A 14742-nucleotide genomic window follows, 5' to 3' on the forward strand; every position below is an offset into this window, starting at 1 on the left:
AGTTTTTGAATTTTCAGTAATTTTTGAAAGTTTATTTTTGTTTTATTAAAATTCCTTGTTATTAAACAGATAGCACTCCTCCGGAGTGCCATCTAAAATTATCTTGCTATTTCTACACAGATATTGCTCCGCTGGAACATTTGAAAACTACAGAAGAAATTGTTTAATAGGTTCAAATTATATTAAGGTTCTATTTTAGCTTTAATTCCTTCATTCCAAAACTTAGATTCCGGCATATAATAAAGATAAACATTACTCGCTTTTCCGGTATATTCTCCAGCAAATTCTACTTTTAAATCGAGATTAATGGTTTTTATTTCATTGGCATCAAAATGTTCCCAATATAAAACCAGATAGTTATCAAATATTTCATAATAAGAAACCTGCTTCTTATCAACCATATCTTTCAACAATGCATTTTGTAAAGTCAATCCGGCAGGAATTCCGATTTTTGCTGTGGTCATTGGTAGATCTCCGTTGATTTTATTTTTCACGGTTACCGTCATTCTGTTGGTCTCACCTACTTTTGAAGTTTCAGATTTTAGTTTTGTTTCTAGAGTAACAGGAATATTTTCACTTTTTGGAGCTTCCAAAGTGTAATATTGGTAATCTAGTTTATAAGGTAAACCTTTATCACATAAATATTCAACACTCAAGTCGTTTTCACCTTTCCTGAAAGCTGAAGAAAACATAATATTTGGTGATACTTTGGCATTATTGATTTTAATTTCCGGTTTATCAATTCCAAATAATTTTTCATTTTTAGCGAAGAAATCTAATAATGCTTCTAAAGCAACTGTTGTAGCTTGTGTTGAACCAAATCCGTAATATCCGTTGTAATTAATCAATTCATCTGCAACTTTTGCAATTTCCAACTGATTATTTTTTTCATTTTTTTGTAAAGCCATCATGTATAAGGAAAGCGTTTCTGCATTGGCTGAAATTCCTTGTGAACCTGTAAATGTAGTTTTGGTTTTTACCTCTTTATTTTTGTACTGTTCGTTTAAAATAGAAAGTAATTGATTGTAATCTTCCTTTTTCCCAAGATTTGAAGATGCATTTGCCATTAACGCCAACTGATAAAAATCTTTTGTGGCCAAAGCTCTTTTTAGGCTGGTTTCGTAAGTATTCTGAATTTCATTTTTAATACCAAGTTTAGACAAAGCATACAAAACATACATATTTCTGGACCATGAATATTCTGAATATCCTGCTTTCGATTCATAATTTCTTCTTACCTCAAAAAGTCCGTTTGCATTTTTCTTCGACAGAATAAATGAGGAAAGATTCTGAACCAATTTTGTATCTACATTTACATATTTCTTTAAATCTCTGAACTGTAGTAAAGCAAATGCGGACAATGCAACATCAGATTCGCTATCACCAAAATAAGAAAATCCGCCGTCTCTATTTTTATAGGACAGCATTTTTTCGAATCCTTTTTTCATATTTCGAATAACATTATATTCTGTTCCAGAGTTAATTTTATGGGTTGATTTTAAATAATCAAGAATAAAAACATTCGGGTAAACTGTAGAAGAAAGCTGCTCGAAACATCCGTAAGGTTCTCGTTTTAACCTTTCAATATCTTCAAACATTTGCAATGCCGAGTTTTCGTAAACATAATAAGATGCTTCAAAACTGCCGTTTACATATTCCGGAATATTGATTTTCGTGTTTTCTGGTTTGTTATTGACAATTGAAAAACGATGCGGAAAGCCTTTTTCTTCTACTTTCAACGGCAAAATCATTGTTTCTCTAAATTCATTTGATTTTACGGTAAACTGAATATTAGAACTGATTAATTTATCTGTCTGCATTTTAACAAATAATCTTCCGGACTCTAATGGTTTTAGCGTAATCAAACTATCTGCTTCCATTAGTTTAATATGATTCGGAACAATGACATTCATTGTTAAGGTTTTCGTCTCCGAAGAATTATTTTTAATGACCACCGGAATCATCATTTGATCAGTTCTTGTTAAATATTGCGGAATTTTTGCATCAATTGAAATTAAACTTTGTGCTGCATAGGTTGTTTCATCTCTTCCAATTAATCCTGAAGCTGCAATTCCTTCTGTCATTATTCTAAAAGCAGAATTGGCATCAGACTGATAAAATTCTACCTGAGCTTTTCCGTTTTTATCGGTTTCTACAATGGGATTCCAATATAAAGTTTCACGGTAATCGTGGCGGTAAGAAGTGTTTGTCGATTTGTAAATTGGATATGAAAATTTTCTGTAGCCATCATAACGATAAGATTCACCATAAATCGTCAGACTATCACGTGGAATATTTTTGACAGCAAAATAAGTTTCGGGTGTAATGTCGAATTTAATATTTGAAGTTTTTCCATTTCTTGAATTGATAATAATCACTCCGTTTGATCCTCTATTCCCATAAATGGAAGTCGCAGCAGCGTCTTTTAAAACAGAAATAGAATTGATGTCGTTTGGATTTAAATTTCTAAACTGCGTGGAGTTCGAAATCATTCCATCAATAACATATAAAGGATTAGAATGAGCTGCTATTGATCCAACACCTCTGATCACAACATCTATTTTACTTGAACCTGGCGAACCAGAAGCCGAACTTATGGACAATCCTGCTGCTTGACCTTGTAAAGATTGCAAAAAAGATACGTTAGGTCTATTTTCAAGCTTTTCTGAAGAAACTGTAGTACTTGCGGAAACATCTTTAGATTTTATCTGTGTTTTATTGTAACCTAAAACAACAACCTCTTCAATATTTTGAGATTTTACCGTATCAGATTTACTATTAACTGATGGCAAAGTTTTCAACAGTCCTTCAATTCCTTTAGAAACTGAAGTCTTTTTCTCTTTTATCTCCGCTTCTTTTATAATTTCCTCAACATTAATATTTTGTAAAGATTGCTTTATCAAAGGATTAATATTCAATTGATAAGAAAGTATTCTGATTTTCACTTTCTGTTTTGGATTTAAAGATTTTGCAATGACATCATGTTGATATATTCCATCTAAATCTGAGAAATAAAACAACCCGTTTTCTGAAGTAGCTTGTTTTTTTATTTTAGTGTAATTTTCAATCAAATACACTTCTGCTTTTACAAGCTTTTTATTCTCATCTTCTACAATGCCGTAAATTGGGTTGATTTTTTCAGGAAGGTATTTGTAATTTCCTGTTTTTTCAACGTCAGAATTCATTTCAAAATATCGGTAACCATTGGTCAACATGACTAAGTCTAAACTCTTTGTCGCTTTTTCTTCTTTTTTATCGAAATAAAACTGAGGTCTTTCTATTTTTCCTCTCAGTTCAGAATCCAATAAAAGCCAGGAAAAAATATGATTTTGCTTATCATCTGCATACGTCCAGAGTTTATCATCGACTACGCTCATCGAAAGATTTGCGGGAATAGGTTGATTGTTTTCGTTAGTAGTTTCAATATTGACAATTACTTTTTCTCTCGGTAAATAATTTTTCTTTGTTGGAGTAGTTTTCACCTTCATCTGCTTATTTTCATTTGCAAATACAATTCTTTCCGCTAAAGGAATATTATTTACAATCATCGTGAATCTACAAATACCGATGGGAAGTTCTTTTTCTGAAATATCGAGAAAATTTAATCCTTGTTTTAAATTTAAAGATTTAGAAAACACTTCTTTTTCTCTGAAATTTCCGGTGATTAAAACTTTTCTCGCAAAAGTTGAGTTGATAATTAACTTAACATTTTGATTTTCTTTTTTAGCATTAAAAACAATTCCGTCATCTTTTGCGATGGGAAGTTGATATATTTTACTGATATTTTCGGGCTTAAGAACTTTTGCATAATACATTTCACCTTTTTTAGGTTTAAAAAGAAAACTTCCCATTCCGAAATTATAAGCTGAAACTTCAGTCAATTTCTGATGATTTTGATTATATATTTCTAAAACTGCATCAACAGGCTTTTCAAATTCATCTAAAACTTTAAAAGCAATATTCTGTTCGATTCCGTTGATAAAAGTTCCGCCTTCAGGCATAAATTTCAAATCCAGATTATTCAGAACAATTGGGATGTTTCTCGAAATAGATTCAGTGAAACCATCGTAATTCACTTTTATATTCAATAAAGCATCCGAAGATTTCAATACTTCTGGAAGTTTAAATTTTAGTAAATATTTTCCTTCTTTATCAGTAATCAATGAACCTTCTGTAATTTTTTTACCTTCGTGGCTAACCGTAAAATAGGCTTCATAAAACGGAATTGGAAGGTTGTTTAAACTTCTCATCGAGAAATCTGCCAAAACTTCATCTCCTGCTCCATAACCTTTTTTAGGAAAGTCAAGTTTCATTAAAATCCTCGGAGAAACTATCTTTTGGAGCGTAATTTCTTTTTCAAATACATTTTTCCCGGTTTCATTCTGCATCCAGGCTGTAAAAGCTCTGATTTTGTAAATTCCGCCTTTCATATCTTCAGAAAAACTAAAAGCACCTTCTGCGTGGCCGTTTTTTATAGCATATTTGCTTTTCTTTACAACCGCTCCACTTGGATCAATCAATTCTACATTCACTGTTCTGCTTTGATTGGCGGGAAGATTATTATCAGCCTGAACAATAAATATTTTGAAAAACATTTCCTCTCCCGGTTTATAAAAAACATGGTTGGTCTGTAAGTAAGTTTTTTCTTTTTTAAAATCACTGAATTTAGTCTGTCCATTAAAAAACAGGCATGAAAGCAGAGTAAAAACAAAAGCTATATTGAATAAAAATCTGAATTTCATAGTTTAAAATTTAAAAGAAACCGTGCAACCGTAAGTTTTAAAAGAAGGAAGATTGAAAAAATCTAAACCTCGGCTGTTATCAAAATCATAGAAATTCTGTTCAGAATCTACTCCGCTGTTTGCCTGCCAAAGGAAAATATTATTCACGTAAAAACTTATTCCAAGAGCTTTTCGGAATTTCCCTATATCGAAATAAGCAGAAAGTGTAATATCATTGATTCTTAAGTAATCTGCTTTTTCAACATAATTTTCAGCCACGCCAAGAAAACCATACCTTGTCCAACGATTGTCACTTATTGACTGATTGGGATTGTAAAAATCTACAGGAATTTGGTTCACATTTCCATTATAATTGACGCCTTCAAAAACATAGTTTTTAATATTTCTTTCATCTGCCGAAGTTTGGGAACGACCGTAATAATCAAGAACAGCCTGAGTTCCGTTCCATACTTGTCCGCCTTTTTTCCATTCCCAGCTGATGTCTAAAGCAAACATTTTGTAAGTGATATTATGAGAGAATTTCATAACAAAATCTGGAGTAGGATCTGCAATCAATTTCATTCCTGAAGCTTTTACGGGATAACCATAATCATCAATAACTATTTTTCCTTCAGTATTTCTTTCAAAATAACTTCCCATTATTCCACCCAAAACCTGGCCTTCAGACAATGTTTTATAAATATCATTAAAACCGGAAATCATCAAATTATTGTATCCCGAATTTACACGGTCTACAATATCCCGATATTTGAAAAATGAAGCTTTACTTCCTAAAGAAAAATTCTGATTAGCAATGATTCTATCATAATTTAAATTCACTTCAAACCCTTTGTAGGTATGATCTGCAAGATTTTTCAGAACCAAATTCTGTCCTTCAAAAACTGGAAAAATGTCATCAGAAATTCTTCGTTTAAAATATTCTGCACTAAGATCTATTTTCCCATTAAGCATAAATTTAAATCCAGTTTTCCATTCTTTGATATCAACATTTGAGAGATTTTTGAATGTTTCAACCTCTTTTAAAGGAAAATATTGGTAAGAATTCTGAGCAGAAAACTGTGTCGTCGTATACGAGGAATAAGATTTTGCCATTTCCGGTTCTGTAGCTAATTGCGTATAAGCTCCAAATAGCTGAAGTTTACTTCCATACTTATTAAATAAATTTTTAAAAGTAAAATATCCGTTTGCTTTCGGAAGCCAATAAGCATTTTTCAACGAAGTATTTGAGATGTAAAAAGAATTTCCAACATTTACTCCAAATTCTACATCATCATAATCGTCATAATCTAAATTATAATTAAAAATATAATCCTGTGAAGTTCTTTGATACATATAGTTTCGGTCTAAACTATGATTAACACTTACTTTTCTGTCATTCAAAATATAGTTTAAACTGAACTTATTTTTAAAATCATTATATCCAAATTCATAGCTTGTTAAAATATTGGAATTATAAAACTCATTTTTTTGGTCTCTTCTGTTGTATAGTCCGTTGATAAATTCATTGGTTGACGGTTTATAAATATCTCGATGCATGATATCCTGATTGTCATAAGCCTGACTGATATTCAGTTTAAAATCATCCCAATTTTTACTTACATCAAAATTAAACTGGCGGATATTTTCGTAATAATTGTATTTATTAGCCTGATCAAAAAGAAAATCGGGATTATCTGCATACAAACTGTAACTTCTCTGCAAACCATTGCTTAGATAAGCATTCTGCTTATTTGAAAAAGAAACCGGAGTTAATAAAGAATTTTGATATGCTCTGTTAAAAAGCCCAATTCTATTGGTATTGGTTGCTTTATTTTCTTCATAATTAAACCCTGCATTAAAATTAAAATTTAAAATTTTTGTGCTGAATTTAGCTTTAAAAGAATTCGTCACATCAAACTGGTCTATAAAATACATCTGGTCTTTTCGTTGTCCTAAGCTGAAAGAAATTCGCGCATCTTCATTGTAACCATCACTCTTAATCATGGCATTTATATTCAACTGATTGCTGTAACCAACCGTTGTCTTAAAAATATTGTTTTTGTAAGCTTTTGCCGGAGAAACGGCATTGGATAAATCAACCAATTGTCCGTTAACATCATATTCATACGGTTGTCCGTTGAAGCCTAGAGTAGAAATATCCGGTCCGAAACTGAACATTTCGCCTGTGTCCGGTCCCTTCCAAATTAGAGAACCATTTTCAGATCTTCCCTGAACATAACGACTTTGAGTCTGTGGAATTCTGTTTCTGTTTTTGATATCTACAGAAGTACTAAAACTTCCGTTAAAAACAAGAGATCTTTTTGGCTGACTTTTAATTTTATATAGAGAATCTGACTTTAATTTAAGTTTTCTAACCGCAGAAAATTGTCGATCTGAGTTTTTACTTAAAGAATCGTAAGAATGTTCTATGCTAAATTTATCAATCAAGGGTTTTTCAAGCAGGCTTTCGTAATCTTTAGAGTTTATATCCTTAACCGTTTCTCTTGGCACCTGGTTTTCTAAAAGATATTTTAGCTCATAAACCCAACTAACAACCTCAATATTTTTTCCGTTATTCCAAACTAAAGTGTCGTATTCTTTTGCAGCAATAATTGCGTAGCCTTTTTCATCGGTCAGTTCATAAACTCCACTGTTTTTATTGAATATTTTAAGAAAGTTCTGAGGCTTTTTCTTTTCATTAAAAAACGTTCCGGAATAATAACGCTGAGAATTCTGCGCAAAGGCAAACTGCACCGCAAAAACTGGCAATAACAGATAAACTTTTTTCATCTTTGATAATATTTCTAAAAATAGAGAAAAAAAAGAAATCTCCGAAGAAATTTCTTTTTTTGAAATGTTATTTTTGTGTCGACCTGTATGTTTCCACCAATCTCACAAACTCCGCTCTGTAGCCCTCATCATCTTTGCCTCTTCCTTTTTTAGCAAGATTTTCTATTTCTTTTAAATCTTTATTCTTGATTAAAGCAGAATTTCTTAAAACCAATCCGAACCAAGCCACAGATGAAGCAAATTTAAAGTCATTGCTTGAAGATGAAAAAGGTTGATTTGTGTTTTTAACAACCTGAATAATTTCAGAACTTGTATCGCCATCAGGTTTTTTATATCTGAATTTTACCGTTGCCAATTCATCATTAAAATTTTCATCATTTGTGTTTTTCGTATATTTTAAATCATTTTCTTTTGGCAAAAATTCAGAATTCACATCATTCGGAATGACTTCGTATAAAGCGGTAACAGTATGACCGCTTCCCAATTCTCCTGCATCAATTTTATCGTTGGTAAAATCTTCATTTTTCAATTTTCGGTTTTCGTAACCAATTAGGCGATATGATTTTACGTATTTCGGATTAAATTCAATCTGAATTTTTACATCTTTAGCAATCGCATACATATTTCCGGCAAACTCCTTTCCTAAAAATTTATTAGCTTCCTGAAGATTATCGATGTAAGCATAATTCCCGTTTCCTTTATTCGCTAAAGTTTCCATTCTGTTGTCTTTGAAATTGCCCATTCCGAAACCTAAACAGGTAAGAAAAACGCCTGATTTTCTTTTTTCTTCCACTAAAGTCTGAAGATCACCTGTTGAAGATGCTCCAACGTTAAAATCTCCGTCTGTAGCGATAATGACACGATTATTTCCATTTTTGATAAAGTTTTCCTGAGCCAATTTGTAAGCTAATTCAATTCCTTGTCCACCCGCTGTACTTCCGCCTGCCTGAAGTTTATCTAGGGCTTCAATGATTTTCCCTTTTTCTTTGGCTGAAGTTGGTGGTAAAACCATTCCGGCGCTTCCGGCGTAAACTACAATTCCTACTTTATCGGTTGGTCTTAACTGATCCAAAAGAAGTTTAAAAGAAGATTTCAATAGCGGTAATTTATTCGGTTCATTCATCGAACCTGAAACATCAATCAGAAAAACAAAATTTGAGTTGGGAAGTTTATCTGTTGGAATTTCTTTTCCCTGCAAACCGATTTTCAATAATTTATGTTTGTTATTCCAAGGAGAATCGTTGTATTCTGTATTAATAGAAAACGGCTCATTGTTTTTCGGTTGTGGATAATCATATTTAAAATAATTAATCATTTCCTCGATTCTTACTGCATTTTTATTTACATATTCTCCGTTGTTAATCATTCTTCTAATGTTGGAATACGCCGCTTTATCTATATCAATCGAAAACGTAGAAACTGATTGATTTTTCGTTAACTCAAACGGATTTTCTACAAAAGCATCATATTCTTCATTGTTTTGCTTCTGAATTTGTTTTGATGCATTGATGCTATCCTGAACTTTCTGCAGTTTTTCAAAAGCTATTCTTTCTTTACGAGAGAGTTTTTTAGTTTTAATAACAACAACTCCATTTGATGCCTTACTTCCATACATTGATGTAGCAGCTGCGTCTTTTAAAACAGAAACACTTTCAATAGTGTTCGGATTTAAATTGCTAAAAGCTTTACTGTCTGAAATTTTCCCGTTGATAACATATAAAGGTTGATTATTTGTATTTAAACTGCTTATCCCTCTAATTATAAGTGGTTTTGAAGAACCTGGAACTCCTAAATTTGGCATTATTTGAAGACCAGAAACTGTTCCGATTAAAGCTTGTGAAATATTATTATTCTGTTTAAACTCATTTCTGATATTATAATTTGGTGCAGAATTTTGATATTGAATACTATTATTTCCCATCGCAATTATTGGTGATGAATTTACATAACCCTGCGAACCGGATTTTTGATTGTTTACAATTTCTGTAGATGTTATTGAAGTAGCACTTGAAGTATAAGATTGTTTTTTTACAGCTCTATAACCGGTCACTACAACTTCTTCAATATTAGTTTCTTTATCATCATAATTCAAAACTTCCTTATTATATTTTTTTACTTTATCTGCAACAAAAATACCTTCACTTACTTCTTCTCTGTAAACATATTTAATTCCTGATTCATGACTTTGAGAAGTTTCCAAAATATGATCTTTTGAAGATTTTGAAACTATATCTTCGTTTTTTTTCTGCTTTGGATTATTTAATGTGATTTCCTTTTCAATATTAGATTTTACCGTACTATCAATCGCTTGAACATTAGAATTCACTTTAGGAGAAATCGTATTTTGAGCAATTGCAGGCTTATTTATTTCAGAAACATCATTTTTATTGATGAAATAAAATGCTCCCAAACCAATAATTAAACTTGCAGCAATACCGTAAGGAAACCAGATTGGGATGATTTTCTTCTTATCTTCTTTTTTATCTAATTTTTCTTCAACTTGAGCCCAAACTTTATCAAAACTCGGAAAAGTTGCAGGTTCTTCCAAAGATTGAGAAGCCTCATTGAATTTTTTATCTATATCGTGATTATTTTCCATTGTGTAAAAGTTTAAATGTTGTGATTGACCAAAAGTTCCTGCAATTTTTTTCTTGCAAAATTCAGCTGAGATTTTGATGTTCCTTCGCTGATTGAAAGCATGGTTGCAATCTCTTTGTGTGGATAACCTTCAATGGCAAAAAGATTGAAAATCGCCCTACAGCCTTCAGGAAGAAAATTCAAAAGCTTCAAAATATCTTTCTCGAACGAAATACTGTCGGTTGGAGAACCTGTTGATTCTACAAAATCTTCTTCTAACGAAACATTCAAAGCTTTCATACTTCTCAGTTTCTGTAAACATTCATTCACTGCAATTTTTTTAGCCCATGCTTCAAAAATATCTGGGTTTTGTAATTGGTTCAGCTTTGTGAAAATTTTATAAAAAGTATCCGCCAATACTTCTTGTATGTCTTCGTCGTTTTTCAGATAGCGTTTGCAGACTGTGTACAGCTTGCCCGCCATTTTTTCGTAAACTTTCCGCTGAGCATTGCGGTCGTTTCGTTGGCATTCTATCAGTAATTCTTTTTCCATAGTCAGGCTTTATACTCTTATAGATGCAGGAAACTTCGGGCAGGTTGGAAACATTGTAAACTTTTTTTAAAAATAAGGAAAGTTGTTGATAGTTTTTAGTTGACAGTTAAAAGGCTGAATCATTAAATATTTACAACCTTAATTTAAGTAGGACGGGCAAAATGTATCTGATACTCTAAAAATCCACCTGCTCTAATTCCCTAAAACTCTCCCACTCAATTTTAACCCTTTTTTAACATAAAATCTTGTAACATATCCTTAACATTGCAGACTATTAGAATATCAATTTAAAGCTGATAAAATTGTGCATGATTAAGACGAGAAATTTTAGTCGAAAACAATTTCAAAATCACCTTTAAAAACAAATAGATTCGTTACTTATGAAAAACAAAAGATTTGCGTCACTACTTTTTGTTTTATGCGCAGGAAGTATGATGTTTGCTCAGGATGACCTGATCAACAAGTTGAAAAACAATCAGTCTCAAAATGCCAATTTCCAATTTACTACGTTGAAAGATGTGGGAGCAACTTCGGTGAAAAACCAGGGTTCATCAGGAACTTGTTGGAGCTATTCAGGAAACTCTTTTCTGGAGTCTGAAATGCAGAGGATGGGCAAAAAACCAGTTGATTTGGCTGAAATCTTTACTGCAAGAAATTCTTATCACGATAAAGCAAAATTATACGTGTTAAATGGCGGAGCAATCAGTTGGGGAGATGGAGGTGAGCTTCACGATGTTGTTAACATGTACAAAAAATACGGAGCGGTTCCACAAGATGTTTATACAGGTTTGAAAGCCGGACAGTCTTTAAATAATTTTAAAGAAATGCAGGGCAAACTAAAGCCGGTTTTAGACAGCTTAGTTGAAGCGTCTTCAAAAGGAAAACTTTCGGACAACTGGATGGCTTCTGTAGATGCTATTTTAGATGAATATTTAGGAAAAGTACCTACGAATTTTACCTACGAAGGGAAAAATTATACTCCAAAAACTTTTGCTAAAGAAGTGGTAGGAATTAATCCTGAAGATTATGTGGAGTTGTCTTCATACAAAGATTATCCTTATTACCAGAAATTTGTAGTTCCGATTCCTGATAACTGGAGCCATGATTCTGACTGGAATATTCCAATGAATGAATTGACTGCAATTATCGATAATGCTGTTAACAAAGGATACTCTGTAGGTTGGGCAACAGACGTTTCTGAGCCTTATTTTTCATACAAAAATGGAGTTGCTTACGTTCCAGATGTAGATCTTGATCAGATTACTCCGGAAGTAAAAAAAGATTTATTTACTCAGCCTAAAAAAGATAAAACCATTACTGAAGATATGCGTCAGAAAGCTTTAAACAATCTTTCTACTACTGATGATCACGGAATGCACATCGTAGGTTTGGCAAAAGATCAGTCGGGTAAAGAATATTATATGGTGAAAAATTCTTGGGGTGTAACCAATGATTTTGATGGATATTTATATGTGACTAGACCATATGTTGAGTATAAATCAACTGCAATTTTGGTTCACAAAAATGCAATTCCTAAGAACATCAGAAAGCAATTGAAACCAAGCAAAAGCATTGGTTTGTAAAAAATCATTATTGTCTACTAGGTGACAATTTTAGATATTTAAACTTGTTAATAGACCGTCTGAATTTTTTCAGGCGGTTTTTTTAGTGCTGTTTTTAAACGCAAAGTCCGCAAAGGTATTTTTCTCGCATACTGCATATTTTTCGTTCTCAAAGGCACTTCGTTCAGCGAAGGCTTCCATTTCTTTGCTGAGTGAAACGCTTTTGCGAACGAAGAATATTTTCAATAATTAAAAAAATCTTTGCAGACTTTGCGTTAAAATAAATTTTAAAAAACCGCTTTCAAAAAAATTGAAAACGGTTTCTCTAAAAATTAAAAAAATTATAGGTAAAATTATGTATAAAATAAAAGTGAACTGCCCATTTTACTTCTCAGGTAATCGTAGAAAAAAGTTTAAATAATAAATTGACCACGAAGCAAACCTGCAATTCACTGTAAGTTTTTTAATAAAGCACTCCTAAACTAGAACCAGCAAAATCTGTAAGCTCTTCTACTCTGCCGTCTTTAATTTTCTTTGCCCATTGATAATCGCTCAACAAAGCACGTCCTACCGCAACCAGATCAAAATCTTCACGGTCAAGTCTTCTTACCAAATCTTTAAGGTCTGCTTTTTCTGAGCCTTCTCCTGCAAAAGCTGCCATAAAATCACCGTTTAATCCTACAGAACCAACTGTAATTGTTGGTTGACCCGTAATTTTTTTAGCCCAACCTGCGAAGTTCAAATCTGAACCTTCAAATTCAGGTTCCCAAAAACGTCTTTGTGAACAATGGAAAATATCTACTCCGGCTTCTTTTAATGGCAATAACCAATCTTCCATTTCGTTAGGATTTAAAGCTAATCTGCTTTTATAATCCTGCTGTTTCCACTGAGAAAGACGGATAATAATGGTAAAATCCTCTCCTACTGCAGCTCGCATTGCTTTTACAACATCCACCGCAAATTTGCTTCTTTCTTTTAATGTTTTTCCTCCGTATTCATCAGTTCTGGTATTAGTTACTTCCCAGAAAAACTGATCAATTAAATAACCATGAGCGCCATGAATTTCCAAAACATCAAATCCTAAATCTTTTGCCGATTTTGCCGAAGCCGCAAACTGAGCAATTGTATCCTGAATATCTTCCAAGGTCATTGTAGAAGCTTTCTCCATATCCACTAAAGGATAATCTTCTAAACTTCTTGTATCACCAACATGCCAAATCTGTGGTCCCATTTTTCCTCCATTTTGATGAACTGCATCAATCACATTTTTCCAGCCGTTTAATGCTTCAGTTCCATAAAAATCAGGGATATTTTGTAGATTTTTAGATCCGGGTCTGTTGATCACTGTTCCTTCAGAAAGGATCAACCCAACTTCCGAAGCAGCTCTTCTTGCATAGTAATCTACTATTTGCTGAGTGGGAACTCCGTTATCAGATTGCGCTCTCGTCATCGGAGCCATTACTATTCTATTTTTTAGTTCTAAATTTTTGTATTGAAAAGGTTTAAACAATGATTCTGTACTCATTTTTAAAGTATTTGTTTATAATTGTTACACAAAGTAACTAATAATAGTTTGTTTTTGTATCTTTCAATGAAAAAATAGTGGTAACTTCGCAGTAACTTACATTAGTAACCTGAAAGTAACGTATAAGTTTAACCACAAAAGATTAAACACTTAAGTTATTTTAAATCTAATAGGAATGTAAATAAAAGCACTTAAGTTATTTTAAAAATCAGAGATTTTTATTTTTATACATCTTAAGTTTTACTGATTTAAATTAATTGTATTCTGCTATGAAACAAAACGAATTGATGCAATACAGCTGTCCTTTAGGCAAAGCAATGTCTGCATTGGGAAGCAAATGGAAACCGATTATCGTATTGGTTATTAAAGACCGAAAACTACGTTTTGGAGAGCTTGCCGTGCGTATTAATGTTATTTCAAGAAAAGTTCTGACCGATCAATTAAAAGAAATGCAAACTGACGGATTAATCATCCGTGAAGAATTTAAAGAACTTCCGCCAAGAGTAGAATATTCGTTGACAGAAAAGGGTTTAGCGCTTTTACCTATCCTATACCAACTGGAAGAATGGGAAACAAAATATCATGTTTATGACCCTGAAAAAGAGAAGGATTGTAAAATGCTTTTGGAAAAAAGGGAAAAGAAAAATGCTATTGTTTAAGCTTATTAAGTTTAATTTGAACACTTTCTGGATAACTTCCGTCAATATAACTCACATAACCATTCTGAATAATAGCTTTTGAGCCTGCTTTTGGAATGGAATCGATATATTTAAAATAAAGAGTATCATTCTTTAATTCATAATTTCCCGTGTAAACATTGTTATCTCTCATCATTCCTTTAGAAATAAATTCAAAACTTTTATCATCATACATTTTCAAATATATCCAACCTAAAGGAGCTTCTCTGTCTGCTAGCAAAACTTCTTTTCTTTCATCTTTACAACTTATAATAATTAGTATAAGACAAAAATATAAAAATCTGATTTTCATTGATTTTGAATTTAAATAATTTAAC

8 protein-coding genes are annotated in these 14742 nt (G+C 32.3%); 2 read left to right on the forward strand and 6 right to left on the reverse strand.

Annotated features, from left to right (window positions below; all coding sequences use genetic code 11):
- Positions 1 to 182 precede the first annotated feature (182 nt).
- From BUR17_RS06205 to BUR17_RS06220, 4 genes are all read right to left on the reverse strand, one after another.
- Positions 183 to 4742 (reverse strand): TonB-dependent receptor plug domain-containing protein, encoded by a 4560-nt coding sequence (locus BUR17_RS06205; RefSeq protein ID WP_074229456.1) that lies wholly within the window; start codon positions 4740 to 4742, stop codon positions 183 to 185.
- Positions 4743 to 4745: 3 nt separating this feature from the next.
- A complete protein-coding gene (locus BUR17_RS06210; protein ID WP_074229457.1) occupies positions 4746 to 7511 on the reverse strand; it encodes a TonB-dependent receptor in 2766 nt (921 codons plus the stop codon).
- Positions 7512 to 7578: 67 nt separating this feature from the next.
- Entirely contained in the window at positions 7579 to 10110 is a 2532-nt protein-coding gene (locus BUR17_RS06215; RefSeq protein WP_074229458.1) for a vWA domain-containing protein, read from the reverse strand.
- A gap of 11 nt (positions 10111 to 10121) precedes the next feature.
- The gene (locus BUR17_RS06220; protein WP_074229459.1) at positions 10122 to 10640 is read right to left on the reverse strand and encodes an RNA polymerase sigma factor; all 519 of its coding nucleotides are present in this window, start codon (positions 10638 to 10640) and stop codon (positions 10122 to 10124) included.
- Between the two features lie 380 nt (positions 10641 to 11020).
- On the opposite strand from BUR17_RS06220, the gene BUR17_RS06225 reads away from it, so the two are divergent.
- Positions 11021 to 12223 (forward strand): C1 family peptidase, encoded by a 1203-nt coding sequence (locus tag BUR17_RS06225; protein WP_074229460.1) that lies wholly within the window; start codon positions 11021 to 11023, stop codon positions 12221 to 12223.
- A 442-nt stretch (positions 12224 to 12665) separates the two neighbouring features.
- On the opposite strand, the gene BUR17_RS06230 is transcribed toward BUR17_RS06225, so the two are convergent.
- Complete coding sequence (locus BUR17_RS06230; RefSeq protein ID WP_074229461.1) at positions 12666 to 13727, reverse strand: NADH:flavin oxidoreductase; 1062 nt, start codon at positions 13725 to 13727, stop codon at positions 12666 to 12668.
- Positions 13728 to 13996: 269 nt separating this feature from the next.
- On the opposite strand from BUR17_RS06230, the gene BUR17_RS06235 reads away from it, so the two are divergent.
- On the forward strand, positions 13997 to 14386 hold the full coding sequence (locus BUR17_RS06235) for a winged helix-turn-helix transcriptional regulator (protein WP_074229462.1): 390 nt from the start codon (positions 13997 to 13999) through the stop codon (positions 14384 to 14386).
- Here the strand turns inward: BUR17_RS06235 and BUR17_RS06240 are convergent.
- Positions 14376 to 14717: a hypothetical protein gene (locus BUR17_RS06240; RefSeq protein ID WP_143747536.1), complete on the reverse strand. Its 342-nt coding sequence runs from the start codon at positions 14715 to 14717 to the stop codon at positions 14376 to 14378. The genes BUR17_RS06235 and BUR17_RS06240 overlap by 11 nt on opposite strands.
- Positions 14718 to 14742 lie beyond the last annotated feature (25 nt).

Origin of the sequence: Chryseobacterium scophthalmum, assembly GCF_900143185.1 — a bacterium.
GTDB lineage: Bacteria > Bacteroidota > Bacteroidia > Flavobacteriales > Weeksellaceae > Chryseobacterium > Chryseobacterium scophthalmum.

What these genes read in the sequence shown, in the direction of transcription:
- BUR17_RS06205 (WP_074229456.1), bottom strand. Translation starts at nt 4,742, where the DNA reads ATGAAATTCAGATTTTTATTCAATATAGCTTTTGTTTTTACTCTGCTT.
- BUR17_RS06210 (WP_074229457.1), bottom strand. Translation starts at nt 7,511, where the DNA reads ATGAAAAAAGTTTATCTGTTATTGCCAGTTTTTGCGGTGCAGTTTGCC.
- BUR17_RS06215 (WP_074229458.1), bottom strand. Translation starts at nt 10,110, where the DNA reads ATGGAAAATAATCACGATATAGATAAAAAATTCAATGAGGCTTCTCAA.
- BUR17_RS06220 (WP_074229459.1), bottom strand. Translation starts at nt 10,640, where the DNA reads ATGGAAAAAGAATTACTGATAGAATGCCAACGAAACGACCGCAATGCT.
- BUR17_RS06225 (WP_074229460.1), top strand. Translation starts at nt 11,021, where the DNA reads ATGAAAAACAAAAGATTTGCGTCACTACTTTTTGTTTTATGCGCAGGA.
- BUR17_RS06230 (WP_074229461.1), bottom strand. Translation starts at nt 13,727, where the DNA reads ATGAGTACAGAATCATTGTTTAAACCTTTTCAATACAAAAATTTAGAA.
- BUR17_RS06235 (WP_074229462.1), top strand. Translation starts at nt 13,997, where the DNA reads ATGAAACAAAACGAATTGATGCAATACAGCTGTCCTTTAGGCAAAGCA.
- BUR17_RS06240 (WP_143747536.1), bottom strand. Translation starts at nt 14,717, where the DNA reads ATGAAAATCAGATTTTTATATTTTTGTCTTATACTAATTATTATAAGT.